Genomic DNA, 24,774 nt, shown 5'->3' with positions numbered 1-24,774 from the left:
GAACCTCTAATTTTTCTTTAAGTTTCCTAAATATGTACCGGTTTTACTAGAGGGGATTCCTCTTATATGCTCCGGCGTGCCCTCCGCAACAATCATCCCTCCGGCATCTCCGCCTTCCGGGCCGATATCTATAATCCAATCAGCCGCACGAATCACGTCAAGATTATGTTCAATAATCAGAAGCGTGTTCCCTGCGTCTTTAATTCGCTCAAGAACCGATAAAAGCATCGAGACATCGTGAAAATGAAGCCCCGTCGTCGGTTCATCTAAAACGTACAAAGTTCGCCCCGTCCCCTTCTTCGAAAGCTCATGCGCAAGCTTGACCCGCTGCGCTTCGCCTCCCGAAAGAGTAACGGCACTCTGACCGAGTTTGATGTATCCCAGCCCCACATCGGAAAGCACCTGAAGCTTCTTAGCGACCGCAGGAATATTTTCAAACACATTCAAAGCCTCATCCACCGTCAGTTCCAGCACGTCGGAGATGCTCAGACCTTTGTATTCAATTTCTAATGTTTCTCGATTGTAGCGGCTGCCGCCGCAAACGTCACATGGAACATACATATCCGGGAGGAAATTCATCTCCACGCGAACCAGTCCGTCCCCCTCGCAGGCCTCACAGCGGCCGCCCTTCACATTGAAAGAGAAGCGCCCGGGACCGTATCCCCGTTCCTTAGCCAGAGGCGTTTCCGCGAATAATTCACGAATCGCAGTGAAAAGTCCGGTATAGGTCGCAGAGTTCGAACGCGGAGTTTTCCCTATCGGGCTTTGGTCCACCGCGATGACCTTGTCAAAAAATTCCAGCCCCTGCACTGACTGATACGGCTCAGGCGTCGTGTTAGCCCGATTCAGTTTTTTTGCGGCCGCCGCATATATCGTTTCATTCACCAAGGTGGATTTGCCCGAACCGGAGACGCCTGTCACGACCGTCATCAGCCCGACCGGAATCGACACATCAATATTCTTCAGATTGTGTCCGCTGCAGCCGCAGAACTTTAGGAAACGACCGTCCGGCTCCAGCCGTTTTTCCGGAATCCCAACCTTAAGCCGACCGCTTAGATACTGCCCCGTCAGAGAAGCCGGATCGGCCGTAATCTCCTCAGGAGTCCCCTGAGAAATAACTCGGCCTCCGCCAACGCCCGCACCCGGTCCCATATCGACAACATAATCGGCTTGGCGAATCGTATCTTCGTCATGCTCGACGACAATAACTGTATTTCCGAGATCTCTGAGCGCATGCAGCGTTCGTATCAGCTTCTCGTTATCACACTGATGAAGGCCGATCGAGGGCTCATCGAGAACATACATCACGCCGGTCAGTCTCGATCCGATCTGGCCCGCCAGTCGAATCCTCTGCGCCTCTCCGCCGGAGAGCGTATCGGCTCTGCGACCGAGCGTAAGGTATGAGAGACCGACATCTTCGAGAAACTTAAGCCTCAGCACGATTTCTTCAATGAGCTTTGTACCGATTTCCTGTTTCGCTCCGCTCAGACTCAAATGCTCAAAATACTCTTTCGCTTTGTTCAAGGGCATTGACGAGACGTCCTGCACCGTCTTCTTCTGCCCGTCTTCTCCGATATAGGTGTTTCTTGCGGCTTCGCAGAGGCGCGCACCCTTACAGACGGGACATACACACATGGAACGCCATTTTCCGAGCTCACTCTTAACCGCAGGGACATCCGTCTGCTCGTAGCGGCGGGCGGTCAGCGGAATAATGCCTTCAAAGGGACGATCACTGCTTTCAAAAACTTCCCCTTTCCCGCTGATGAATCTGAGTTTCACCGGGGCATGCGTACCCCAAAGAATCTGACGCTGTATCGATTGATCAAGATCCTTCCAAGGCGTCGACAAAGAAAAACCGAGCGCGCGGGAAACATCTTCCAGCATTTCGTAGTTATAGCGATGAACCGGGTCCCAATCTTCAATCGCTCCGGCCGCAAGAGAAAGATCATCCGAGGAAACAACTTTCGCTGGGTCCCAGTCTTCGATCTCTCCGAGACCGGAGCAGGTCGGACAGCTTCCGCTCGGGCTGTTGAACGAGAAGAGCTTGGGCTCCATCACCGGAACAGAGTAGCCGCAGTAGGGGCAGGCGAACCGATCCGAGTAGATCTCTTCGCTCGCCTCTTCCATATCAAGCGCAATAACTTTCCCGCCGGAAAGCTTCAGCGCGCTTTCCGCCGCTTCGGCAATTCGCTGCCTCGAGTCAGAACGCACTCTGAGACGATCCATCACAACGTCAATATCCGAATGATTTTCCGAGAGCTCCGGAAGCTCATCAATCGTATAAATTTCTCCCCCGATACGAAAACGCGTAAAACCCCGAGCCTGCAGATCTTCCAGAATTTCGACCGAGGGCCGTTTGGTGCTCCGATCGATCGGTGCAATGATCATCATGCGCTTATCCTGACCTCGAAGCAGAATTTTGTCCGCGATTTCGGAGACGGTCAGTGCCTTGAGCGCGATATGATGATGAGGACAGTACGGAGTGCCGATCCGAGCAAAGAGCAGCCGCAGATAGTCATAGATTTCCGTGTTGGTGCCGACGGTAGAGCGCGGGTTGCTGTTCGTCCCTTTTTGCTCAATAGCGATCGCCGGAGAAAGACCTTCAATCAGATCAACATCGGGTTTTTCCATCAGTTCAAGGAACTGACGCGCGTAGGACGACAAACTCTGAACATAGCTTCTCTGACCCTCTGCGTATAAAGTGTCAAACGCAAGGGAACTCTTTCCGGAGCCGGACACTCCGGTCAGCACAATCAGTTTCCCGCGGGGCAGATCAAGATCGATATTTTTCAGATTATGAGTCCTTGCACCGCGAATTCGAATATCAGACATACGCGACCCCAATATTTGTACCGACATATTACATATCTTTTGAAAATCCTTCAGAAACAGTACGGAAGCGAGCACAAAGCAATTTCAGCGTATCGGTTTGTACTTCGGTAGAATGAAAAAATTAATGCGCTAAGGAAACGAAATGGCATCAGTCAACAAAGTCATATTGATCGGGAACCTCGGAAGAGATCCGGAAACCCGCTACACCACAGACAACTCGCTCCAAATTACAACGCTTGCGTTGGCAACGACGACCTACAGACGTTCTCAGGACGGCGGAAGAAACGAAGAAGTTGAATGGCACCGCGTTGTTTTATTCGGCCGTCAGGCTGAAATCGCACAGCAGTACCTGCGCAAAGGCTCTCAGGCCTACATCGAAGGAAGACTGCGTACCCGCCGCTGGGAGAAAGAAGGTCAGACGCATTATTCGACGGAAATCATTGCTGATTCTCTTCAGCTTCTTGGCTCCAGAAATGCTCAGAGTGAACCTTCCGGAGAATTCGAAAGCGTCTCCGCCTACAAAGGCGCCCCTGCCAGTTCCGATTCTTCTTACTCGAGAGGCCGTCCCTCTTCCGCTGATGAATTCGAAAGCCCGCGCACGCCCCGTCAGAGCGCACCCTCTGCTCCTTCTGCCCCCTCCGCGCCCGCCGCACCTATCGGCAGACCGGCGGAAATGGACGATCTGGACGACGACGTTCCGTTCTAATAAGAATAAAACCGCCTCGAATAAGCGTCGCTTATTTTCCAAGGCGGTTCAGATTTTTTCTCAGGCGTCGGGCTCAATGCCCGACGTTTTGTTATTCGTGGCGTACCGCCTCAATCGGATCAAGCTTGGCCGCCCGTCTGGCCGGGAAGTAGCCGAAAACAATACCAATGCACGCGGCAAACCCGAAGGCAAGAATGTTGATGGACGGACTGAAAATAAAGGGCACGTTCATGATGTGTGTCAGAAGAAGCGAGGCGCCAAGCGCCAACGCGACCCCAAGCAGACCGCCGAAACAGGCCAGCATGACCGATTCGATCAAAAACTGCAGCAGCACTTCACGCTCAAGCGCCCCGATTGCCAGGCGAACGCCGATCTCGCGGGTACGCTCCGTGACGCTCACGAGCATGATGTTCATAATGCCGATGCCGCCGACAAGCAGACTGACCGCCGCCACGGCACCCAAGAGCATAGTCATAACCTGACTGGTCTTGGAAATCGTCTCAATCAGCTCAGACGTATCCAAAATATTGAAATTGTCCATTTCTCCTTTGGAAAGAGACCGTCTTTCGCGCAGAAGCAGCCTTGCGCTCTCCTTGACACGTTCGATATCACTGCCCGCTTCCACCGCGACCGTAATCAGAGGAACTCGGACATTGCCGCTCAGCCTGCGCTGAAACGTGTTGAGCGGAATAATCACAACGTCGTCCTTGTCCATCCCCATGCCCGACTGTCCTTTCGGTTCAAGCAGGCCGATGATCTGACAGGAAAAACCTTTAATACGCAAAAGCTGACCGAGAGGATCCACGTCGCCAAACAGCTCTTTGCGTACCGTTTGACCGATCACGCAGACAGCGCTGCCCGCGCGAAGTTCGGAAGGCTCAAACTCTCGTCCTTCCTGAACCGTTAGACTGCTGATGGGAAAGTATTCATTGGTTGAGCCGATTACCGACGTAGACCAGTTCTTACCGTTGGCAACGACCACCTGAGTTGATGTGCGGGAAGGGGCCACTGCTTTAATACCGGCGATCTGCGTCGCAAGCGCTTCCGCATCCGACTCTTTAAAGGAAGGGGCGCCGACTGACTGACCGGGCCCGAGCCTCTGACCCGGACGAATCATAAGACTGTCAGAACCCAAGGACGCAATCTGATCTCTAACCTGCTGCGTCGCGCCGTTGCCGATCGTCACCATCGTGATCACCGCGGCCACGCCGATAACAATACCGAGAACCGTAAGAATGGAACGCATCGGATTTCTGAAAATCTGGCGGAGCGCCAAAAGCAAAGCGTTGCCGATCATACTTTCACCTCCTGCGAGTCAGACTCTACATTCCCATCCACGAAACGGACCGTTCTGCGCGCGTATGCCGCCATATCCGGTTCGTGCGTCACTAATGCGACCGTAATGCCTTCGTCTTCATTGAGTTTCTGGAGCAGTTCCATGATCTCCACAGAGCGATGCGAATCCAAGCTTCCGGTCGGTTCGTCCGCAAGAAGCAGCTTCGGATGCGTCACAATCGCTCGCGCGATGGCCACACGCTGTTGCTGACCGCCGGAAAGTTCTGCGGGCGTGTGATCCTTCCATTTGCAGAGCCCGACCTTATCGAGCGCTGCGAGCGCCAAATCGCGTCGGACTTTTTTATTCTCTCCGCGGTACAGCAGGGGAAGTTCCACATTTTCAAGCGCGCTCGTTCTTGCCAAAAGATTGAATCCTTGGAAGACAAACCCGAGATACTTTCTGCGAAGCAGCGCCCGCTGATCCCTTGTGAAATGTTCGACGTGATGTCCTTCAAAGAGATACTGGCCGCGCGTCGGGGTATCCAATGCGCCGATCAGATTCATGCAGGTCGATTTCCCGCTCCCGCTCGGACCCATAATGGCGAGAAACTCGCCGTGAGAAATCTTGAGATTAATATCATGCAGCGCGTCAAAAGCTGTTTCCCCGCTTCCGTAGCGCTTACCGATACCGATCAGCTCAACTAAGGGGCGTTCTTCAGACATTATTTGGCTCCGCGTCTTTGATCTACTATGACCTCGTCTCCGGCTTTCAGAGGGCCGTCAACCACCTGTGTTCTCTTGCCGTCTGAATAACCAACCGTAATCTCCACAGGCGCGGCTTTGCCCTCACGCAGTACGTATACCGTCGCTTTTTTCTGACCTGCGCTCGGACTCAGCACGGTTCCGGAACTCTTCTGTGCTGACGAGCGGCGCATCGGAGGGCCGAACATCCCCATTGCGCTTTCTTTCTTTTCAGTCGCTTCGGAGGGCTGGAAGCGAAGCGCGGTATTGGGCACTAATGTAGCGTCTTTCAAAGACACAGTCCGAATGCTCGCTGTCGCTGTCATTCCCGGCAGCAGAAGCATGTCGGGATTGTTCACTTCCAAATACGTGACATATGTGATGACGTTGTCCGTTTGCGTCGAACCGTACGCAACCTTCTTCAGTTCAGCCGGAAACTTTCGATCCGGATACGCGCTCACCGTGAAACTGGATTTCTGTCCGGGTTTGACCGCACCGACATCCGCTTCGTCCACGTTAATGCGCAGCTCCAAACTCTTTAGGTCTGTGGCCAATTTCAGCAGTTCAACCGCCTGCAAAGTCGCCGCAACGGCATAACCGGGTTCCACGGAACGCGCGAGCACGACTCCGTCGATCGGAGAAACGATCTTCGTTTTCGATAAGTCGGACTCAGCGGATTTGAGTGCCTCTTCGCTGTCCGTGATTTTCGCTTTAGCGCTGTCCACTGAGGCCGCGCTCTTTGCCACTAAAGCCTCCTGAGCGTCAAGTTCCGTCTTACTCGGGCTCTTGCCTCCCGAAAGACGACGCACTTCCTGAAGTCTGGCAAGTTTCGCCTTTGCTTCCTTCAAAGTCGCCTCGGCTTCAGCCAAGCTCGCTTTAGAGAGCTGCAGCGTCGCCTTGGCGCGCTCGACAGAAGCAGACAGCTTAGTGTCGTCAAGCTCAATAAGAATCTGCCCTTTTTTGACCGGATCATTCACATCCACGTTAACTTTACGGACGATGCCGGAGAGTTCGCTGCCAAGGGAAACCGTTCTGATCGGATTCAGTGTTCCATTTGCCGTGACGTCCACACGCAGACCGCCCTTTTCCATCGGCGCGGTCACAAAAGAGACCTTCGAATCGGAACGCGAGCCGTAAAGATAGTAGCCGCCATAGCAGCAGATGCCTATCACAGCCGCCGCGGTCCAAAAAGATGCCCGTTTATAGAAAGGACGAGGCTGTTTCTCTCCGAGAAGAGCCTGTGTATCCGCGTCCAACGTCTTTTTGCTGTCAGTTTTATTTGTCATTTTCTTTGAACTCCTGAGGAACAGGCCAACCGCCGCCAACTGCTTTGTATAGAGCAACATAACCGTTTGAAATTTCTGCTTCCACGCTCGCAAGCGCTTCCTGAACCGTCAGCAGGGTGCGCTGAGTCGTTAGAACCACTGTGAAGTCCTGCAGCCCGGCGTTGTAATCCTGCTGAGCGGAAATCGCCGCGCTTCTTGCCGAGCGTTCCGCTTCCCGAAGTGATTTCTCTCTGAGCTGCTGCGCCCAAATGGTATTGAGCGCGTCTTCCACTTCCTGAACGCCCTTTAAAAGGCTCGCCTCGTAGTTAATACGAGCCGATTCAAGCTGAGAATTGCGCTGCTCGAGCTGAGCGAGAAGTGAGCCGGCATGGAAGATCGGAATGTTCAGCGTGCCGAAACCTGAAGAGGACTGTGTTCCGGCGTCCCCCAAGGCGCCAAAGGTCGAAGCGGAAAAGCCGAATGAACCGCTGATCGTAAGGCTCGGGAAAAGTGCCGAGCGAGCCTGTGTCACGCGCGCCATCGCCGACATCACCTGAGCTTCCGACGCCCTCACATCCGGACGATTGCGAAGCACTTCTCCGGGAATCGACAGCGCAAGATTTTTCGGCGGCTGAGGAATCTCTTTTACCTGATGCTGCCCGACTTCATCGGGACGGCTGCTGGTGAGCACCGCAAGAAGATTGCGGTATTGATGAACCTGAGCCGCGTATACGGGAATCGACGCTTTTGTCTGCTCAAGCGAAGTGATCGCCTGATCGACGTCCGTGGAGGAAACCAGTCCCGCTTTGTAGCGCCAATTTGCCAAATCGTATGCTTCCTGCTGGGTTTTCAGGTTCTGCTCGGCAACGGATACTCTTCTCTGAGCCAGACGCAGGCTGATATAAGCCTGAGCCACACGGGCGGCAATCGCAGTCTGCACCTGACCTAAGGAAGCCTTACTGTAGAGATAATCGGAGAAAGCGGCCTGCGCAGCGGCATAGCGGCCGCCGGCGTCAAGCGTTAAGCTGAGATTCAGCCCTATCTGAAAAGAGTTCGAGCCGGTTCCGCCAAAATGGCTTCTTCCGCCGCGAAATTCACCGTCGGCCTGAGGAAACATCCCGGCGTTAGCGATCGTCATCGCGGCATCGGCCTGTCTGAGATTCTCCCGGGCGACTCGAATATCCGTATTGGCGCTCTGGGATTTCTCCACTAAAAGAGCGATCTCGGGATCGGACCAGGTGGCCCACCACTCGGCTAAGTTGTTGATTGATTCCTGACATTGAACACTAGGTCCCAGCCAGCGCTGCGGAATCACATTTTTCTGCTCTTCCGTCATCTGAAAGTCCGGTGTCGTGACGCAGCCCGTCAGCGTCGTCAGGACCACGGCTGTTGCGAGAATAGAGGCGGTGGATTTCATATTTTTCTTTTCAGAGATGTCCTGTAAGTTAGTTTCTCAGAAAAGAATTATTTGCAAATTACAAAATATTTATATTTGAAAACGAGTGTTTCCTGCGCTCTAATCTCGAAACAACTTTCAATAAATTAAGTAGCTAGCGATCTTTTTCCAGGACCTGCAGAACCTTAGGCAGCAGATGTTTATTAGAAGCGACCGCGGATAACTCTTTCAGCGGGTTTCCGCCATTTGTGCTGACCAGCGCTCCGCCCGCACCTTCAATAACCGGTACAAGCGCTGCCACATCCCAATAGTTGAGATCCGGGTCGATCATGATGTCGGCTCCTCCCGTCGCTACAGAGAAATATCCGAAGCAGTCGCCCCAGGTGCGGTAAAGCTTGGCTTTATCAACCAGTTCCTGAAGCTGATGGCCGCCTTTCTGTTCCGGAGTTGTCCAGTGAGAAGTCACAAGAAGCGTCGCGTCTTCGAACCGCTCTGTGTCGCGAACGTGCTCCTCACGCACGGATCCGTCGCGAAGATGAAGCTCTGTCTTCTTTCCGTCTCCCATCAGCCAAACGCCGACGTGCGGGTGCGAAATCACTCCGATCATCGGGCGGAACCCTTCGCCGCTGTCCTTCTCGACGGCGATCAAGGTACCGAAATGAAATGCGTTGGTGATAAACGCGCGCGTTCCGTCAATCGGATCAAGAATCCAGCGGTATTTGGGATACTGCAGAGCTCTCGCCTCTCTAATGCCGTATTCCTCTCCGAAAATGCCGTGCTCGGGGAACTCTTTTTCAATCCACTCGCGCATGATGCGCTCTGCCCCTTTATCCGCTTCGGTCACCGGCGTATGGTCTTTTTTGTCAAAGACTCGCGTTCCGGAGAGAAATCTCGGAAGGATCTCTGAGTTTGCGAGCGAAATTAAGTGCTCGATCGCCGGTTCAAAGAGTTCAAATTCTTCTTTGGTGCACTCGGAACAATATGACTGAAATTCCATGTCCATTCCTCACAGGGTATACGCCCGGCGTCCGTCAGGCAGAAACAATTAAATAATTTGTTTTTTTACCATAAAAGCATCTCGACAAAGCGGGATGAATGTTTCACAATCAGAAATACTTTATCAATCACGAGGAAAGGATTAGAGCATCATGCCTATTTTTAAAACAGAAAATCTCCGAACCGTTGCGTTAGTTGGACATGGAGGGTGCGGCAAGACCACTCTCGCTGAAGGGATTCTTGCTAAAGCTGGCATGATCATCACCTGCGGTTCTGTCGAACGCGGCACCACCGTCTGCGACTCTGATCCGCTTGAAAAGGCTGTGCAGCACTCTCTGCGCGCTGCCTGTACGCATTTTGAATGGGACAATGTTGACGGCACCGAAGTTCGCGTGCACATGATCGATACCCCGGGATACCCGGACTTTGTCGGACAGGCTCTCGGCGCACTTGACGCGGTTAAGACCGCGGCTGTCGTTGTCGACGCGACCGCCGGAATTCAGCTGATGACACGCCGAATGATGGACTGGGCTAAAGAACGCAAGTTAAACCGCATGATCATTGTCAACAAGATCGACGCCGAACATCTGGACCTGCCAAAACTGATCGAAGAGCTCAAAGAGGCTTTCGGTAATGAAGTAATGCCGATTAACCTGCCCGCAAACAACGGCTCCCGAGTCATCGACTGCTTTGCTAAAGATCACGGTGAAGCCGATTTTCTGAGCGTCGAAGAAGTTCACCGCGCTTTCGTAGAACAGGTCGTTGAAGTGGACGACGAAGCGATGGAGCGCTACCTCGAAGAGGGCTCTGCCGATCCTTCCACGCTGCACGGTCCGCTCACTCAGGCCCTGCGTGAAGGCCACATCATCCCGATCTGCTTCGTTTCCGGCAAAACCGGCGCCGGCGTCGACGATCTGATCAATGTGATGGTCCGCCATCTGCCGAACCCCTCTGAATCCAACGCTCCGCTCTTTACCGACGAAGAAGGCAACGACGTCAACATTACCGCTGATCCGGAACTGCCGCTTGTCGCTCATATCTTCAAAGTCGTTAATGACCCGTACATCGGCAAGGTCGGCGTCTTCCGCATTCATCAGGGTACCCTGCACCGCGATGACCAGCTGTTTGTCAACGACAACAAAAAAGCGATCAAGATCAGTCATCCTATGATTCTTCAGGGCAAAGAAACAACCGAAGTCCGTGAATTGGTACCGGGTGATATCGGCGTCGTTTCAAAGATTGAAGAACTGGTGTTTGACAGCGTTCTGCACGCCTCTCATGAACACGACAACATTCGCATGAAGCCGCTGAGCTTCCCGAAACCCATGTTCGGTCTGGCGATCTCTCCGGCACGCCGCGGAGACGAAGGCCGCTTGTCCGACATCCTGAATAAGCTCCTGTCCGAAGATCCGACACTTGAACTTGAACACGATACGACGCTGAACGAAACCGTGCTTCGCGGTTTAAGCGCTCAGCATCTGCGCAGCGTTCTTGAAAGAATGGCTGCTCAGTTCAAACTCGAAGTCAACACACGCACTCCGAGAATTCCGTATCGCGAAACGATTTCTGCCAATGCGGAAGGTCACGCCAGACATAAGAAACAGACCGGCGGTGCCGGCCAGTTCGGTGAAGTTTATCTGCGCATCGAACCGAAAGAAAGAGGCACAGGATTCGAGTTTGTCGACGAAGTTAAAGGCGGCGCTATCCCCTACAACTTTATCCCGGCTGTGGAAAAGGGCGTCAGAGATGCGCTTTCAACCGGCTTCGTCGCAGGCTACCCGATCCATGACGTTCGCGTCGTTGTTTATGACGGTAAGAGCCATCCGGTTGACTCTAAGGAAGTCGCGTTCGTTTCAGCAGGCAGAAAAGCCATGCTCGATGCGCTCTCCAAGGCAAAACCGACTGTGCTTGAACCGATCGTTGAAATCGAAATCGTCGCGCCCGACACCTGCATGGGCGATATCACCGGCGACCTCTCCAGCAGACGCGGTCAGGTGACCGGCACAGCCAACCTAGCGGGCGGCATGATGCTTATCTCCGGTACCGCTCCTCTCTCCGAGCTCGACGGCTACGCTGCGCGTCTGAACGCCATTACTCAGGGCGCGGGAAGCTACTCTATGGAACTCGCGGGCTACGCTCCTGTTCCGATGCAGCGCCAAATGGAGCTCGCCGCGAACTATCAGCGTAAAGATGACGATGAATAACCTCGGCTTCTGCTTCTAATCTGACAGCAACGGCCGGAACAGGAGTTCCGGCCGTTTTTATGTCATACAAAACCGTCTTTTACTCGGAATGTGCCATAATGATCGATTCGAATTAGTAACGAGACAGTTCGAGCAAAAAATGCCTATTTATTCATATAAATGTTCTAATTGCGGTTACACAAAGGACGCTCTTCAGAAATACTCTGACGCTCCTCTGACCCACTGCCCTAACTGCGGAAAAGAAACCCTGGTCAAACAGCTCTCCGCTCCGGGCTTTGAGCTCAGAGGCAAAGGCTGGTATGCAACCGACTTTAAAGGGGGCTCCTCTGCCGCACTTCCAGCCTCGCACGCACGCGACGACAGCAGCGGAAAGAAATCTTCCTAAGGCCCCGCCTTCGGCACTTTAAGAATCTTCCTGCACCGGTTTCGTATATTCCTAATCACATTGTTTAAAATTAACCAATCACCATTTTAGGCATCTCTGTGATGCCTGAGTTATCGGAGTTTTTGAATGCGTACACAATATTCCGGTCTGATTGACGACAAATATATCGGTCAGACTGTTACCCTCTACGGCTGGGCGCACCGACGCCGCGATCACGGCGGAGTTATCTTTATCGACCTCCGTGACCGCGAAGGTCTCGTTCAGATCGTTTGCGACCCTGATCGACCCGAAGTTTTTGAAACAGCCGACAAAGTCCGCAACGAATTTGTTCTTGAAGTGACCGGTTTGGTCCGCGCACGCCCCGAAGGAACCAGAAATGAAAACCTCATTTCCGGCGCCGTTGAAGTTCTGGCTCAGGATCTGAAGATTCTCAATCCTTCCGCTCCTCCGCCCTTCCTGCTTGACGATGAAAATCTTTCGGAAACCACTCGTCTCACATACCGAGTTCTCGACCTTCGCCGCCTGCCGATGCAGCGCAACATGAAGCTTCGCTACAAGGCCGCTATGGCCTTCCGTCGTCACCTTGACGAACTCGGCTTCATCGATATCGAAACTCCGATGCTGACAAAGAGCACTCCGGAAGGCGCTCGAGACTACCTCGTCCCTTCCCGTGTTCATGACGGCCAGTTCTATGCTCTTCCGCAGTCTCCTCAGCTCTTTAAACAGATGCTGATGTGCGCCGGCTTCGATCGCTACTATCAGATCGTTAAATGCTTCCGCGACGAAGACCTCAGAGCAGACCGTCAGCCTGAATTCACACAGGTCGATATCGAAACCAGCTTCCTTAACGAACTCGAAATCCGTGACATCATGGAAAACCTGATCCGTCACGTGTTCAAGGAAACGATTAATGTTGACCTGGTCAATCCGTTCCCCGTCATGCTTTATAACGACGCAATGAACAACTACGGTTCGGACAAGCCCGACCTTCGCGTCAAGATGAAGCTGACCGAACTGACCGACCTGATGACCAATGTTGACTTCAAGGTCTTTAAGTCCGCTACAGAACTTCGTGACGGCCGTGTCATAGCCCTTCGCGTTCCGCACGGCGCTTCCATGCCCCGCAGCGAAATCGACAGCTACACCGAGTTTGTCAAGATCTACGGTGCCAAAGGCCTCGCCTATATCAAAGTCAATGACGTTAAAGCCGGACGTGAAGGTCTTCAGAGCCCGATCGTCAAGAATATTTCCGACGAAATCCTCCAGGCCATCATCGAAAGAACCAGCGCTCAGGACGGCGACGTTATCTTCTTCGGCGCTGACCGCAAGAAGATTGTTTTCGACTCTCTCGGCGCACTTCGCCTGAAAGTTGGCCACAGCGAATTCGGCAAGTCACACGGCCTGTTCGAAGAAGGCTGGAAGCCTCTCTGGGTTGTTGAATTCCCGATGTTCGAATATGACGAAGAGGAAGAACGCTGGGTCGCCTGCCACCACCCCTTCACCAGTCCGAAGGACGGCGACGAGGACAAACTCGAAAGCGATCCCGAAAACTGCTACGCCAAAGCCTACGACATGGTGCTGAACGGCTGGGAAATCGGCGGCGGCTCTATCCGTATTCACAAGGCCGGCGTTCAGAGCAAGGTCTTCTCCGCGCTCAAGATCGGTCCAGAAGAAGCTCGTCAGAAGTTCGGCTTCCTGCTTGACGTCCTCCAGTTTGGTGCGCCTCCGCACGGCGGTATCGCATTCGGTCTCGATCGTATCGTAACGATGATGACCGGAGCAGACTCGATCCGTGACGTAATCGCGTTCCCGAAGACTCAGAGAGCACAGTGCCTGCTGACACAGGCCCCGTCTCCTGTGGACGAAAAACAGCTGCGCGAACTGCACATCCGCTTGCGCAACGAACACAAGCACGAGTAGTAAACAAAAGCGGGAGCTCTGCTCCCGCCTGCTTAACTTTGAGAAAACCGCCGCTTTTGGGGCGGTTTTCTATTTTTATGAACGATGTTTTGCGCCCAATACCGCTGAACCGGTAAAACAGAAAATCAGGCTGCATGCAAGTGCGCAGACTCCGACGAGACCCGCACCCACATAAGGAACCGCTGCAAAACCCAAAGCCACGGAAACCTTGCTTCCGATAAACGCGCCGCCGCCAATGCCAATATTGAAGATCCCTGAAAACATGGATGTAGCAACGTCAGCCGCGTCTCGCGCGGTGTTCAGAAGCAGCGTCTGAAAGGCCATGCCCACCGCACTGATACAGGCGCCCCAAACGACAACCAATACATACATCGTCCATGTCTGCCGCATCGAAAGGACAAAGAACCCCAGACACAGCGTCAAGAGGATCAGCGGCACAAGAAGCGCCATAGAGTAATGCTTATCCAGCGACCGGGTGCTCAAAATCGTCCCGATAATCCCCGAAATACCGAATACGAAAAGGACCGTAACCGTCTCAGATTCAGCCATACCGGTGACCGTCGTGAGAATCGGGCTGATATAGGAGTAAACCGTAAACTGACCGAGAATGACCACCAGTGTCAGCAGATACAGCTGTACCAGAGCAGGCCTGCGGAGAAGATCCGGAAGGCTCTTGAGAGAACCGGCCCGGTTGCTTTCGCAAACGGGCAGCACAAAGTAAATCACAAGCCAGATCACAGCCGCAGCCAGACCGATGATAAAGAACGCGCCCTGCCACCCGACAATTTGTCCGAGTCTGGTACCCAGCGGTACGCCCATAACTGTCGCGACAATCGTGCCGCCCATGACCATCGCCAGCCCGAGCGACTGCCGTCCAAAGGGCGCCACGCGCGCCGCGAGCGGCGTCATAATCGACCAAAAGACGGAGTGCGTTACAGCCACGCAAATTCGCGCACCCATCAGCTTCTCAAAGGTATCGGCCCATAAAACTAGAAAATGGCTCAGCGCGAAGATAAAAATCAGCCATAGCAGAAGCTTTCTTCTCTCCAGCTTTGCCGTGACGATCGTCAGCGGAAGCGACAGAAGTGAAACCACCCAGGCATAAACCGTAATGATCAGACCCGTCTTGGATACCGACTCTCCGATCGACTCCGCAATATTGGGCAGCAGCCCGACCGGAAGAAACTCAGAAGTATTGAAAACAAACGCCGCAAATGCCAGTCCGATCGTCGGAAGCCAGGCCTGCAGTCCGAACTTGTGTCTCTGTGGTGCAGACATGCTTAGCTCTGCTTTATTCCATTAGTTCAGATCCCAATCCGAATCCCGCTGAGACCAAGGATCGATACTCAGCACATAGCGAAGCACCTTATCATCCTTGTCGTCAAAATCAACCCACAGTGCCATTGGAAAGCCGGCTTCATCCTGATAACGATACATGTAGGTGTGTTCGCCAAGCAGCTTGTAGTGCCATGTTTCGCAGGGCCGGCCGAACATGACGTAAATGTCTTCGCTGTCCATCACTTTCGGCTTGATCTGATTGAAGTACTTCTGCTGCAGCAGCTGATCTTTGAATACCAGATGTCCCTGCGGATCAAAAATCATCAGGTAAGACCTCTGTTCCATCGGCTGCATCGAATACACAACGCGTTTTGACCCGTCCGCGAGCGTCACCTCCGAATCCGGTTTGCCAAGCTCGGAAACCGTGTGATCATAGGTGTCGTTCATCTTGATCAGGTCAGGATGCGCGCACGCCGAAAGAAAAACGATCGCGAGCGCACCCAAAAAGATTCTCAAATAATTCATCACTGTTACTTCTCCTCGTCTGACTCTTCGGTCTGCTCCGGATAGTTCGAATGCAGCTGATTCAAAAAGCCTAAATAAACCGCTTTAAAAGCCTTCTCCGAACAGCCCATCAGAACGGCATCGTCCAGCGCTTCTCTAAGCATCTCCGAGATTTCCTCGTAATTCTCATCCATGACTTTTATTTTTTCCGTACAGGATACGGGAGAGCCGTCCGGCTTTCGCCACAGACCTTTACGCTGTTCACTGATTATTTCTGCTTCTTTGGCCATAATTCTCAAACTTTTTCAGAACTTTTTTCATCTCAGCGGAGTCTAATAACTTACAGCCGCCAAGCTTCTGTATTTCAGCCCACATTCGGGCCAAATTTTCGATTTCCCGAGCCAGCCCTTCTGCCTCTTTCGCATTGGCCCCGCAGGCGACTGCTCCGTGGTGACTCAGAAGACAGGCTCTGCCGCTCTCGCCCAGTGTCTTCACGCAGCCCTCGGCGAGCGCCTCTGAACCAAATGTCGCATACGGCGCACACGGAATGCTTTCAGTTCTGCTCACCGCCGTCATATAAGTAAACGGAGGAATGCTTTCATCACGACAGGAAAGCACCGCCGCAAACGGCGAATGTGTGTGCGCAATGGCTCGCAGCTCAGGACGAGCAAGGTAAATTTCCGAGTGAAGACGCCACTCCGACGAAGGTTCGCGAAAGCCGAATGAGCAGCCGTCAGACAGGCGGACAAAGCATATATCTTTGGGCTTCAGACAGTCGTAGCTCATGCCGCTCGGCGTAATCAGAAATCCTTCTCCCTCTTCTGAAACTGTTCGGATAGAGAAATTCCCGCTGCTGTTGATGTTCAGCCCCTCGTGAGCTAGGCGTCTTGAACACTCAATCACCATACGGCGCAGTTTTTTATTGCTCGGCATCTTTTCCGTCCTTCCATATTTCTTCAAGCTCATTGGCTGCAAAAACTCCCTGATCCGTCACAAATGCAGTAATCAGCCGCGAGGGCGTTACATCAAAACCGGGATTCATAACTTTCTGCGAGCGGCTTGTAATGAACACCGAAGCAGGAAGACCATTCTCATCTGCGCCGTAAACGCGCCGGATTTCATCTCCGCTTCTTTCCTCGATTGGGATCCCGCTTCCGTCTTTCAGCGACGCGTCAAATGTCGAAACCGGAGCCGCAACGTAAAAAGGAATATTGTTGTCCGCCGCACTGAGCGCTTTGAGATACGTCCCGATCTTATTGGCCGTATCTCCGTTTGCTGCGATTCGATCTGCGCCGACAAAAACCGCGTCAATAAGCCCTTCGCGCATTAAGTGCCCGCCCGCATTGTCCGCAATCAGACTGACCGGTACGCCGCAACTGCATAATTCCCAAGCGGTCATGGCGCCCTGAAGTCTCGGTCGGGTCTCATCTGCGTAAACTTCAATCGGTATGCCTTTCTGATGCGCCGCATAAAAACCCGCAGTCGCAGTTCCCGGCCCGACCGTCGCCAGAGCGCCTGCGTTGCAGTGCGTCAAAAGCCGAACCGGACGACCGAGCTTTCGATAAAGCGCTTCGATAATGCCTAAGGCATATTTGCCGATTTTCAAACTCATCCGGCGCTCCTGCTCAAGAATACTTTCCGCTGAATCCCACGCGGCCGCTTCCCTTTGAGAAGCAGGCAGAGAAAGAAGCGCTTGCAAAACCTTATCTACCGCCCAGGCAAGATTGACTGCAGTCGGCCGGGCAGATTTAACCCTTTCGGCCGCTTCATTCAGCGCCTTATTCGAAGAGTCTTTGCTGCAGGCGAGCGCCATCGCGGCGGCCCCGGTGATGCCGATCAGCGGCGCGCCCCGAACCGCCATACTGCGAATCGCCTCACAGGCCTGCTCCTCGTTCTGCAGAGAGAGGACCGCGACGCAATGCGGAAGCGCTCGCTGATCCAGAATTTCAACGCTCCGATTAACTGAATTTATGCGGATTGTCTCCCGCTCGAGCGGCTGGCTAAGCTCAAACATGCCTTTCTCCGAATGTTTTCGTCATGAATCAGTAAAATTGTAAAGATATCCGAATATCGGAAACTGATGCGTTAATTTCTGAGAATTAACGCGCCCTGCGGTAAATTAGTCCGAATAGTCTGCGCCTAGAGAGCTCATTAAAATGGATTTCAGTCACTATTTAAACAGTCTGCTCAACCCGAAAAACATTGTCGTCATCGGAGCCAGTGAGCGGGAAGGCAGTTACGGGACCCTGATCTGGAACAATCTTCAGGCAGCGTCGCCGAAAGCCAAACTGTACGCCGTCAATCCGAAATATAAGAAGATCGGCAGCGCACGCTGCTACTCGTCCGTGACTCAGATCCGCTCTGATGCCGACCTGGTCATTATCGTCTCGCCACCTGAAACTTATCTGAAAGCCATCCCGCAGGCTGTAGAGAAAAACTGCCGCTTCATTATGCTCTGCGGAGGATTCTCAAAATCAGAGCTGACCGACGAAATCACCCGACTGATCGATGAAACCGCGGCCTCGGGAATCAAAATTATTGGCCCCCAGTCCCTCGGCTTTATCTGTCCGAGAGCCGGAATCAACGCATCCTTTTTCCCTCAGATGCCGACAGCCGGCTCCGTGGGACTCGTCAGCCAGTCGCCCGGTCTCTCCTGCTGCATGATGAACATCACAGACGGCTTCTCTTTCGTAATAGACCCCGGTTTAGAGCGCACTTTAAGCGCGGCTGATTACATCGATATGCTGGCGCACGACAATGCGACCAAATGCATCGCCCTTTACCTGGAATCGTTCTCCGAACCGAGAAAACTGCTGTCCGCTATACGAGCCGCATCGCAGAAAAAACCGGTCATCCTGCTCAAGGGAGGTCAAACTGCGGGATCGGCCGATATTGTGATCAACAACAGCGGTGCCAGAGAAGATGAAGACGGAGTGATGGAAGAGGCACTGCGCCGCTCCGGCGTATTGCTGGTCAATTCATTACGGGAACTCAATTACGCAATTCAAGTCTTCACGGCCGGACGTGAGCTAACTCAGGACACCTTATTCGGCCTCGTCAACAGCAAGGGCCTGGACTCGCTTTTGGCGGATCACGCCTATCGAAACGGACTTAAATCTGCGTCCATCGACAGCGATACCGCCCAAAAGCTCCGTGACGATTTCCATGTTTCTTTCCCGTTTGCGAATCCGATCAATGTCGGTCTCGGCGCTTCGGCTTCCGAAACCGCGGAAATCATCCGGCTGCTCCTATCGCTGCCTCAGTGCGGCGGCATGATCGCAGGTATTGTGATTACACCGGCTTTCAACCCTGAGGAGTTTACGGATCTCATCATCTCGACTGTCGAAAAATCCCGCAAGCCGTTCATCATGACCTGGATCGGCGCGGAAATTAATATGCCCGCGATCCAAAAACTTCGTGCGGCGGGAATTCCTGCCGTCTCCGATATGAGAGGCGCCTGCATCGCCCTGAGACTCCTTAGCGAGTACCGACAGTCAAAGCAGGACAGCCTTTTCGGCACCTTCTCCGTCAAGCCGATTAAAAGTGAGGACTTCGAAGGCGCGAGGAAAATCGTGCGCACAGCGGTCTCTCAGAACCATCGCCTTCTCTACGAGGAAGAAGCGAAAAAACTGCTCGCGAGTATCGGAATTGAAACGACGGCCGGCATTTCCGCCGGCTCCCTTGGAGAAGCCATTGAAGCGTCCAAAGCCTTGGGCTTTCCGCTTGCAGTGAAACTTCGAATGGACGGCCTCGTGTCAAAGAGCGAAGCGGGCGGCGTCATACTCGGCGTGCGCAGCGAACGAGAGCTCAAAAACGCTTGGAAAAGCCTTAAAGAACGAGTGGCCTCAATGTTCAGCGCGGAGGAGCGCTTCGGCGTCTTCCTCCAAAAAACATTAGACACAAACAATAAGCGAGAACTTAAAGTCGGCTTGAAGATCACTCGGCACTTCGGCCCGATCGTTTACCTGCAGGTCGGAGGCCTCTACGGACCGATCTGCGGCGCAAGTGTCTTCAGTTTTGTTCCGCTGTCGCTGAATGATGCGAAGCGGATGATCGCGCAGGAACCTTTCAAAACCTTGCTCGGCGCATATAAGGGCTTAGGCAGCTGTGATACCGAAGCGATTATTCGTATCCTGATCAGACTTTCTGAACTGGCAGTGGAAATTCCCGCACTCCGGTCCATAGAAATTGACCCTCTGCTGTGCGGACAAAGCGATGCCATCGTGCTCGATGCTCTTTGTGTCATCGGCTCCGACGAGCTTCGCTCTGACGAAAAGGCTTCTCATCTCATTCTGCCTTACCGGCGCCCGACTGAGAAAAAAGAAACCGGCAGATTCGGACTCCTGAAGTTCTGCTCCGCCTCCTTGGCAAATAAAGAGGCTTTCTTAAGCTACCTGACCTCGCTTTCGGACAACAGCCGCCGACTTCGATTCCACAGCGCGAACACTTCCCTGGAAATCGCTGCCGCATCCTCGCTCAGTTACGACCCGGACAGAACGTTCTCAATTCTTGCACTGGAAAACAAACAGGACAGAGACGAAGTCGTCGCTGAGGCGCGCTTCTCTTTGCTTCCGAACGGAGAGGATGCAGAATTCGGAATCTCTGTCCGAGAAGATAAACAGGGGCAAGGCATCGCCTCTGCTCTGATGTCAGAACTTGAGGCTGAAGCAAGGGCTCGGGGCGTTCGTTCACTCATCGGATATGTGCTCAAAGGCAACGACAGCATGGCCTATATGATGGGCAAGCGCGGCTATCGCAGAGAAACTGACGAGAACGATCCGCATGTGGATCTGTTTGTTCTGGATACGTCTGCTGACTCGAATTAGTCAGAAAACGGAGTCTTTCAGACAGTTTTAACTCAGAATAAAGAAAAATCGGCCGCGCCGCAGAACTTTGCGAAGGCGGCCTTAACGTTATTGGAGATAATTGATTATGGCTATCGTCACAACAATCGAAGGAAGCATCGCGAAGATCTCCATCGATCGTCCGGAAAAGAGAAACACACTTGACACAGAAATGTGCCGGGAACTCAGCAGACAGTTAATCGACCTCAGCGAAGACAATCGCGTTCGGGTGATCATGCTCACCGGACAGAACAACGTGTTCTGCGCCGGACTGGACATCGAGGCTCAGGTCAAAGGCGACAAGGAGCTCTTTGAGTCCTTCCGCAGAGTCATCGACGCATTGGATGCCTGCACCAAACCAATAGTAACCGCTGTTTGCGGACCGGCTGTGGCCGAGGGGGCAGCTCTGCTCTACCACTGCGATCTGATTTTCTGCGGAGAACACGCAATGTTCTCTCTTCCCTCGCTAGCTCTGGGTAAGACTCCGGAATACGGCATCAGCCTGCTTGCGGTAAAAAGCGCCGGCTACAAACTCGCCGCGCAGAAGCTGCTTCTCTCAGAACCGATCAGCGCAGCAGAAGCCGTTGCTATGGGCATTGTTAACCACATTGTCAGCGACGAGAAAGTCACCGCTGCGGCCGACGCGGCAGCTGCCCGCCTCGCTTCGCTTCCGCCAACCGCTCTGAAGGCGACAAAGCGTCTGCTCAAAGCGGCTTATCTCAGCGGATTGAGCGAGCAGCGCAAGCTTGAAACGGAAATTGCCGATCAGCTCGAAGGAAATGCTGAAACGATCGAAGCGTTTAACGCTTTCCTGGAAAAACGCAGCCCTAAGTTCGAAGACTAAAACCAAAACGTGCCCTCTTCCGGATTAGGATTAGAATCCGGATTCGGATTATCAGGACGATAAACCGGCTGAGGACGCCCGTTTTTATCGAGCGCAACAAAAACAAGCTTGGCCTCCGTCACCTTTACGATGCGGTGATTGTCCTTGTGCAGACGCTCCGCATAGACTTCTACGTCAACCGTGATGGAGGTGTTGCCTACTTTTATCACCGTCGCATAAAAAGAAACAACATCACCGACCCAAACCGGCTCTTTGAATGTGAAACTTGTTACCGCCACAGTCGCGGTTCTGCATCCTGCTGTGCGCGAAGCGATGGAAGAGCCGGCCAAATCCACCTGACTCATAATCCATCCGCCGAAAATATCCCCATACTGATTTGTGTCGGGCGGCATCGCAATGACTCGGATTGCAGGCTGTTTATCGGGAAGCGCATCGACCTGATTGGGCATTTTTTCTCCTTTTGTTTGAAATTTGCTCGAGATTGTAAAACCGAAAACGCATCAAAATTAATTCGAAGAAAGTATTCGATACGCCGCCTAGGATTACACGGCTTTCTCAACGGTATACTTTTCTAAAAGAGAAAAGAGAGATTCAAATGCCAATGATTCAAATAGATAACGTGAGTAAATGGTACGGCGACTTTCAAGTACTGAAAAATTGCTCCGCAAAAGTAGAAAAAGGAGAAGTTGTCGTCATCTGCGGGCCCTCCGGATCTGGAAAATCGACTCTGCTGCGCACTGTCAACGGACTTGAAGATTATCAGGAAGGCCGAGTCATTGTTGACGATATCGACATCGGCGCCCCGGGAACCAACCTCACGCGTCTTAGAGCAAAAGTCGGTATGGTGTTCCAGCATTTCGAACTCTTCCCGCACCTCACTGTCAGCGACAACCTGACGCTCGCTCAGATGAAAGTGCTGAAAAGAAGCCGCGCAGAAGCTGAAAAGCGAGGTCTGGAGCTGCTTGCCCGCGTCGGCCTGGAAAAACAGGCGTCGAAATTCCCCGCACAGCTCTCGGGCGGTCAGCAGCAGCGCGTCGCCATCGCCCGCTCTCTGGCAATGGATCCTGTCTGCATGCTGTTTGATGAACCGACTTCCGCGCTTGACCCGGAAATGATCAACGAGGTGCTGGACGTAATGATCGGCCTCGCTAAGGAAGGAATGACCATGATGGTCGTCACGCACGAAATGGGATTCGCACGGAAAGTCGCAAATCGGGTTCTGTTTATGGATGCGGGAGAAATTGTCGAACAGGCCCCCGCTGAAGAGTTCTTCACGAAACCACGAAGCGATCGTGCCCAGAAATTCCTCGCAAAAATTCTGCAGCACTGAGACATACACAGCACAATTTTGCAGTCCGAGAACCTGCACAACCTTCTATAATGATCTATTCCAATAAATTACTGCCTGCGCTGATGTGAGATGGGCGGGCTTAGATAAGGAACGATCAATGAACGTGGTTTCTGAAGAAGGAATTCTGAACTTAGGCCGGCAGGTGCTGATCGAAGAGGCTGATGAAGTACGAGCTCTGGCCGACAGACTCGGAGAGCCCTTTGTCAAAGCAGTGAAACTGCTTCTTTCTTGCAAAGGAAGAGTTGTCGTCAGCGGCATCGGAAAAAGCGGCCATATCGCACGTAAAATCGCCGCGACCCTGGCTTCTACCGGAACCCCCGCTTTCTTTGTGCATGCCGCAGAAGCCGCGCACGGCGACCTGGGAATGATTACCAAAGAAGACGTTGTCATTGCGATTTCCTACTCCGGCACCTCCTCTGAACTGCTGGCGATTATCCCGACGGTAATTCGCGAAGGCGCCCCGGTTATTTCCATCACCGGCTCGGACGACAATACACTTGCCCGTGAAGCAAACGTCAATTTGAACATTCATGTCACACGTGAGGCCTGCCCGCTCAACTTGGCGCCTACGTCATCGACTACCGCGACGCTTGCCATGGGCGACGCACTCGCCATCGCCTGCTTGGACGCTAAAGGATTCGGTCCGGAAGATTTCGCGCGCTCTCACCCGGGCGGCGCACTCGGCCGAAGACTTCTTATCCACGTATCCGATCTCATGCGCCAGGGCGATCAGATGCCTGTCGTCTTGGAAAACGCTTCCGTAATGGATGCGGTTAAGGAAATCACCAAAAAACGCATCGGCATGACCGCGATTGTCGATTCGGACAACAAGGTCAAAGGAATCTTCACTGAGGGGGACCTCAGACGCCTGATCGAGAAGGTCGGAGACATCCGTTCCGTACCGATCGCTGAAGTCATGACCGCAAACCCGACAACCGTTGCCCCTTCCGCTCTGGCGGCAGAGGCGGCCAAAATACTTACATCCACGCTTCGCAACCAGCTTTTGGTCGTGGATGAAGCCGACCACCTCATCGGCGCTCTCCATGTGCACGATCTGATGACGGCAAAGGTGATCTAATGAAACTGACAGATATCGCGAAAAATATCAAACTGGTCTGCCTAGATGTGGACGGAGTCCTCACAAACGGCTCCATTGTGATTTCCGGAGAGGGAGAACTGTTCAAAGAGTTCTACGTCCGTGACGGACTCGGCATTAAATTCCTGCAGGATGCGGGAATCCAGGTCGCAATCTGTACGGGCCGCACCTCCACAATTGTGACGGAGCGCGCTAAAGAACTCGGAATAACACTTCTGATGCAGGGCCAGAAAGATAAGCGTGACGGCTTGGCAGACATATGCGCTCGCGCAGGCGTCAAGCTTTCTGAAACCGCATACATGGGAGACGATATCCCTGATCTCTGCCTTTTCCCGCTCGTTGCCCTTTCAGCCGCGCCTTCAGATGCTGTTCCTATGATCCTGAGAGAAGCTGACTGGATATCCGCTCAGCCCGGCGGCAGAGGCGCCGTCCGCGAACTCGCAGAATTCATCCTCGAGGCTCAGGACAAAATGGAATATGTCGTCCGCAAAAGATTCAACACGGAAATCTAAATGAAAGACCGCTTTATCTCTTGCATCGCTCTTGGACTCTTGGTCCTGCTTTGCGGATTAAGCTACTGGTACTCCGTCAAAGCCGAACTTGAAAACATCACGCATCTGTCAGACTTGGAGTCTCCGGACTTTATCGCCCGCGACATTACGATTACCAAGTTTGACAAGGACGGCAAAGCCAGCGCGAGAGTTTTCGCCAAAGAAGTGAAACATTATTCGGACGGACATGCCGATGCCGTTCTTCCGGAATACGCCTCCCTTAATCCGAACGAGGCTCAGGTCACAGCCAGAAGCGATACTGCCAAGATGGTGGAAAGCGGCGCCGTGATTCACTTCTATGACAATGTGGACATCCGCCAGGCCGCAAAGAACGGCTCTCCGGCATGCAGACTTACCACTTCTCAGCTCGACGCCTACCCGGATGACAATATCTATTCGTCAGACAAACCTGCAACGCTTTATCGGGGCGAAGACACCTCCAACGGCGTCGGATTTGACTATGACAACGTGGACCGAACATTTAAACTTCGCTCCAGAGTTCAGACAACCCTCCAGCCGAACACAGTCAAGAACGTTCAGCGATAGAAAAACGCTTCTTCTGCGCCTGTCTTTTCGTTATTCTTTC

Annotated in this window: 22 protein-coding genes; 10 read left to right on the top strand and 12 right to left on the bottom strand. The window is 53.1% G+C overall.

Going from position 1 to position 24,774, the window contains the following annotated elements; all coding sequences use genetic code 11:
* Positions 1 to 6 precede the first annotated feature (6 nt).
* Positions 7 to 2,832 (bottom strand): excinuclease ABC subunit UvrA, encoded by a 2,826-nt coding sequence (uvrA, locus tag NFR90_RS00645; protein ID WP_251449831.1) that lies wholly within the window; start codon positions 2,830 to 2,832, stop codon positions 7 to 9.
* A 142-nt stretch (positions 2,833 to 2,974) separates the two neighbouring features.
* On the opposite strand from uvrA, the gene NFR90_RS00640 reads away from it, so the two are divergent.
* Positions 2,975 to 3,538 (top strand): single-stranded DNA-binding protein, encoded by a 564-nt coding sequence (locus NFR90_RS00640; protein ID WP_160334713.1) that lies wholly within the window; start codon positions 2,975 to 2,977, stop codon positions 3,536 to 3,538.
* A 91-nt stretch (positions 3,539 to 3,629) separates the two neighbouring features.
* Here NFR90_RS00640 and NFR90_RS00635 read toward each other — a convergent pair whose 3' ends face one another.
* The 5 genes from NFR90_RS00635 to NFR90_RS00615 all read right to left on the bottom strand — a co-directional run bounded on the left by NFR90_RS00635 (position 3,630) and on the right by NFR90_RS00615 (position 9,212).
* On the bottom strand, positions 3,630 to 4,835 hold the full coding sequence (locus NFR90_RS00635) for an ABC transporter permease (RefSeq protein WP_160334712.1): 1,206 nt from the start codon (positions 4,833 to 4,835) through the stop codon (positions 3,630 to 3,632).
* On the bottom strand, positions 4,832 to 5,536 hold the full coding sequence (locus NFR90_RS00630) for an ABC transporter ATP-binding protein (protein WP_160334711.1): 705 nt from the start codon (positions 5,534 to 5,536) through the stop codon (positions 4,832 to 4,834). Before NFR90_RS00630 ends, NFR90_RS00635 begins: the two co-directional genes overlap by 4 nt.
* Entirely contained in the window at positions 5,536 to 6,840 is a 1,305-nt protein-coding gene (locus NFR90_RS00625) for an efflux RND transporter periplasmic adaptor subunit (RefSeq protein WP_251449829.1), read from the bottom strand. Before NFR90_RS00625 ends, NFR90_RS00630 begins: the two co-directional genes overlap by 1 nt.
* Complete coding sequence (locus NFR90_RS00620) at positions 6,830 to 8,236, bottom strand: efflux transporter outer membrane subunit (RefSeq protein WP_251449827.1); 1,407 nt, start codon at positions 8,234 to 8,236, stop codon at positions 6,830 to 6,832. Before NFR90_RS00620 ends, NFR90_RS00625 begins: the two co-directional genes overlap by 11 nt.
* A gap of 133 nt (positions 8,237 to 8,369) precedes the next feature.
* Positions 8,370 to 9,212: an inositol monophosphatase family protein gene (locus NFR90_RS00615; RefSeq protein WP_237178715.1), complete on the bottom strand. Its 843-nt coding sequence runs from the start codon at positions 9,210 to 9,212 to the stop codon at positions 8,370 to 8,372.
* Between the two features lie 151 nt (positions 9,213 to 9,363).
* Between NFR90_RS00615 and fusA the strand changes: the two genes are divergently transcribed.
* From fusA to aspS, 3 genes are all read left to right on the top strand, one after another.
* The gene (gene fusA, locus NFR90_RS00610; protein WP_251449826.1) at positions 9,364 to 11,415 is read left to right on the top strand and encodes an elongation factor G; all 2,052 of its coding nucleotides are present in this window, start codon (positions 9,364 to 9,366) and stop codon (positions 11,413 to 11,415) included.
* A 139-nt stretch (positions 11,416 to 11,554) separates the two neighbouring features.
* The gene (locus tag NFR90_RS00605; RefSeq protein WP_160334706.1) at positions 11,555 to 11,800 is read left to right on the top strand and encodes an FmdB family zinc ribbon protein; all 246 of its coding nucleotides are present in this window, start codon (positions 11,555 to 11,557) and stop codon (positions 11,798 to 11,800) included.
* 126 nt (positions 11,801 to 11,926) lie between these two features.
* Positions 11,927 to 13,720, top strand: coding sequence for an aspartate--tRNA ligase (aspS, locus tag NFR90_RS00600; RefSeq protein WP_251449824.1), 1,794 nt, complete (start codon positions 11,927 to 11,929; stop codon positions 13,718 to 13,720).
* Positions 13,721 to 13,795: 75 nt separating this feature from the next.
* Here the strand turns inward: aspS and NFR90_RS00595 are convergent, their stop codons facing one another.
* Genes NFR90_RS00595 through mtnA form a run of 5 tightly spaced genes read right to left on the bottom strand, consistent with a single transcriptional unit; the run spans position 13,796 to position 17,516 of the window.
* Positions 13,796 to 14,998 (bottom strand): sugar transporter, encoded by a 1,203-nt coding sequence (locus NFR90_RS00595; protein ID WP_251449822.1) that lies wholly within the window; start codon positions 14,996 to 14,998, stop codon positions 13,796 to 13,798.
* Between the two features lie 21 nt (positions 14,999 to 15,019).
* Complete coding sequence (locus NFR90_RS00590; protein WP_160334156.1) at positions 15,020 to 15,523, bottom strand: hypothetical protein; 504 nt, start codon at positions 15,521 to 15,523, stop codon at positions 15,020 to 15,022.
* A 5-nt stretch (positions 15,524 to 15,528) separates the two neighbouring features.
* Entirely contained in the window at positions 15,529 to 15,792 is a 264-nt protein-coding gene (locus NFR90_RS00585) for a hypothetical protein (RefSeq protein ID WP_160334157.1), read from the bottom strand.
* Complete coding sequence (locus NFR90_RS00580) at positions 15,764 to 16,435, bottom strand: class II aldolase/adducin family protein (protein ID WP_160334264.1); 672 nt, start codon at positions 16,433 to 16,435, stop codon at positions 15,764 to 15,766. The genes NFR90_RS00585 and NFR90_RS00580 overlap by 29 nt, the downstream gene beginning before the upstream one ends.
* Positions 16,422 to 17,516: an S-methyl-5-thioribose-1-phosphate isomerase gene (mtnA, locus tag NFR90_RS00575; protein ID WP_160334158.1), complete on the bottom strand. Its 1,095-nt coding sequence runs from the start codon at positions 17,514 to 17,516 to the stop codon at positions 16,422 to 16,424. The genes NFR90_RS00580 and mtnA overlap by 14 nt, the downstream gene beginning before the upstream one ends.
* A 142-nt stretch (positions 17,517 to 17,658) precedes the next feature.
* Here mtnA and NFR90_RS00570 point away from each other — a divergent pair, with 142 nt between their 5' ends.
* Positions 17,659 to 20,328, top strand: a complete 2,670-nt coding sequence (locus tag NFR90_RS00570) for a bifunctional acetate--CoA ligase family protein/GNAT family N-acetyltransferase (protein ID WP_160334159.1) — start codon at positions 17,659 to 17,661, stop codon at positions 20,326 to 20,328.
* 106 nt (positions 20,329 to 20,434) lie between these two features.
* On the top strand, positions 20,435 to 21,190 hold the full coding sequence (locus NFR90_RS00565; protein ID WP_251449820.1) for an enoyl-CoA hydratase-related protein: 756 nt from the start codon (positions 20,435 to 20,437) through the stop codon (positions 21,188 to 21,190).
* On the opposite strand, the gene NFR90_RS00560 is transcribed toward NFR90_RS00565, so the two are convergent.
* Complete coding sequence (locus NFR90_RS00560; protein ID WP_160334161.1) at positions 21,187 to 21,639, bottom strand: acyl-CoA thioesterase; 453 nt, start codon at positions 21,637 to 21,639, stop codon at positions 21,187 to 21,189. The two genes, NFR90_RS00565 and NFR90_RS00560, sit on opposite strands and share 4 nt — an antisense overlap.
* Before the next feature lie 152 nt (positions 21,640 to 21,791).
* On the opposite strand from NFR90_RS00560, the gene NFR90_RS00555 reads away from it, so the two are divergent.
* From NFR90_RS00555 to lptC, 4 genes are all read left to right on the top strand, one after another.
* Entirely contained in the window at positions 21,792 to 22,520 is a 729-nt protein-coding gene (locus NFR90_RS00555; RefSeq protein ID WP_202074509.1) for an amino acid ABC transporter ATP-binding protein, read from the top strand.
* A 118-nt stretch (positions 22,521 to 22,638) separates the two neighbouring features.
* Positions 22,639 to 23,619 (top strand): KpsF/GutQ family sugar-phosphate isomerase, encoded by a 981-nt coding sequence (locus NFR90_RS00550; protein ID WP_160334163.1) that lies wholly within the window; start codon positions 22,639 to 22,641, stop codon positions 23,617 to 23,619.
* Positions 23,619 to 24,149 (top strand): KdsC family phosphatase, encoded by a 531-nt coding sequence (locus tag NFR90_RS00545; protein ID WP_251449818.1) that lies wholly within the window; start codon positions 23,619 to 23,621, stop codon positions 24,147 to 24,149. The genes NFR90_RS00550 and NFR90_RS00545 overlap by 1 nt, the downstream gene beginning before the upstream one ends.
* Positions 24,150 to 24,734 (top strand): LPS export ABC transporter periplasmic protein LptC, encoded by a 585-nt coding sequence (gene lptC, locus NFR90_RS00540; RefSeq protein WP_251449816.1) that lies wholly within the window; start codon positions 24,150 to 24,152, stop codon positions 24,732 to 24,734.
* Positions 24,735 to 24,774 lie beyond the last annotated feature (40 nt).

Source organism: Parasutterella muris (assembly GCF_943193095.1).
Classification (GTDB): domain Bacteria; phylum Pseudomonadota; class Gammaproteobacteria; order Burkholderiales; family Burkholderiaceae_F; genus Parasutterella; species Parasutterella muris.
This window is presented reverse-complemented; position numbering and strand designations above follow the sequence as displayed.

What these genes read in the sequence shown, in the direction of transcription:
- uvrA (WP_251449831.1), bottom strand. Translation starts at nt 2,832, where the DNA reads ATGTCTGATATTCGAATTCGCGGTGCAAGGACTCATAATCTGAAAAAT.
- NFR90_RS00640 (WP_160334713.1), top strand. Translation starts at nt 2,975, where the DNA reads ATGGCATCAGTCAACAAAGTCATATTGATCGGGAACCTCGGAAGAGAT.
- NFR90_RS00635 (WP_160334712.1), bottom strand. Translation starts at nt 4,835, where the DNA reads ATGATCGGCAACGCTTTGCTTTTGGCGCTCCGCCAGATTTTCAGAAAT.
- NFR90_RS00630 (WP_160334711.1), bottom strand. Translation starts at nt 5,536, where the DNA reads ATGTCTGAAGAACGCCCCTTAGTTGAGCTGATCGGTATCGGTAAGCGC.
- NFR90_RS00625 (WP_251449829.1), bottom strand. Translation starts at nt 6,840, where the DNA reads ATGACAAATAAAACTGACAGCAAAAAGACGTTGGACGCGGATACACAG.
- NFR90_RS00620 (WP_251449827.1), bottom strand. Translation starts at nt 8,236, where the DNA reads ATGAAATCCACCGCCTCTATTCTCGCAACAGCCGTGGTCCTGACGACG.
- NFR90_RS00615 (WP_237178715.1), bottom strand. Translation starts at nt 9,212, where the DNA reads ATGGAATTTCAGTCATATTGTTCCGAGTGCACCAAAGAAGAATTTGAA.
- fusA (WP_251449826.1), top strand. Translation starts at nt 9,364, where the DNA reads ATGCCTATTTTTAAAACAGAAAATCTCCGAACCGTTGCGTTAGTTGGA.
- NFR90_RS00605 (WP_160334706.1), top strand. Translation starts at nt 11,555, where the DNA reads ATGCCTATTTATTCATATAAATGTTCTAATTGCGGTTACACAAAGGAC.
- aspS (WP_251449824.1), top strand. Translation starts at nt 11,927, where the DNA reads ATGCGTACACAATATTCCGGTCTGATTGACGACAAATATATCGGTCAG.
- NFR90_RS00595 (WP_251449822.1), bottom strand. Translation starts at nt 14,998, where the DNA reads ATGTCTGCACCACAGAGACACAAGTTCGGACTGCAGGCCTGGCTTCCG.
- NFR90_RS00590 (WP_160334156.1), bottom strand. Translation starts at nt 15,523, where the DNA reads ATGAATTATTTGAGAATCTTTTTGGGTGCGCTCGCGATCGTTTTTCTT.
- NFR90_RS00585 (WP_160334157.1), bottom strand. Translation starts at nt 15,792, where the DNA reads ATGGCCAAAGAAGCAGAAATAATCAGTGAACAGCGTAAAGGTCTGTGG.
- NFR90_RS00580 (WP_160334264.1), bottom strand. Translation starts at nt 16,435, where the DNA reads ATGCCGAGCAATAAAAAACTGCGCCGTATGGTGATTGAGTGTTCAAGA.
- mtnA (WP_160334158.1), bottom strand. Translation starts at nt 17,516, where the DNA reads ATGTTTGAGCTTAGCCAGCCGCTCGAGCGGGAGACAATCCGCATAAAT.
- NFR90_RS00570 (WP_160334159.1), top strand. Translation starts at nt 17,659, where the DNA reads ATGGATTTCAGTCACTATTTAAACAGTCTGCTCAACCCGAAAAACATT.
- NFR90_RS00565 (WP_251449820.1), top strand. Translation starts at nt 20,435, where the DNA reads ATGGCTATCGTCACAACAATCGAAGGAAGCATCGCGAAGATCTCCATC.
- NFR90_RS00560 (WP_160334161.1), bottom strand. Translation starts at nt 21,639, where the DNA reads ATGCCCAATCAGGTCGATGCGCTTCCCGATAAACAGCCTGCAATCCGA.
- NFR90_RS00555 (WP_202074509.1), top strand. Translation starts at nt 21,792, where the DNA reads ATGATTCAAATAGATAACGTGAGTAAATGGTACGGCGACTTTCAAGTA.
- NFR90_RS00550 (WP_160334163.1), top strand. Translation starts at nt 22,639, where the DNA reads ATGAACGTGGTTTCTGAAGAAGGAATTCTGAACTTAGGCCGGCAGGTG.
- NFR90_RS00545 (WP_251449818.1), top strand. Translation starts at nt 23,619, where the DNA reads ATGAAACTGACAGATATCGCGAAAAATATCAAACTGGTCTGCCTAGAT.
- lptC (WP_251449816.1), top strand. Translation starts at nt 24,150, where the DNA reads ATGAAAGACCGCTTTATCTCTTGCATCGCTCTTGGACTCTTGGTCCTG.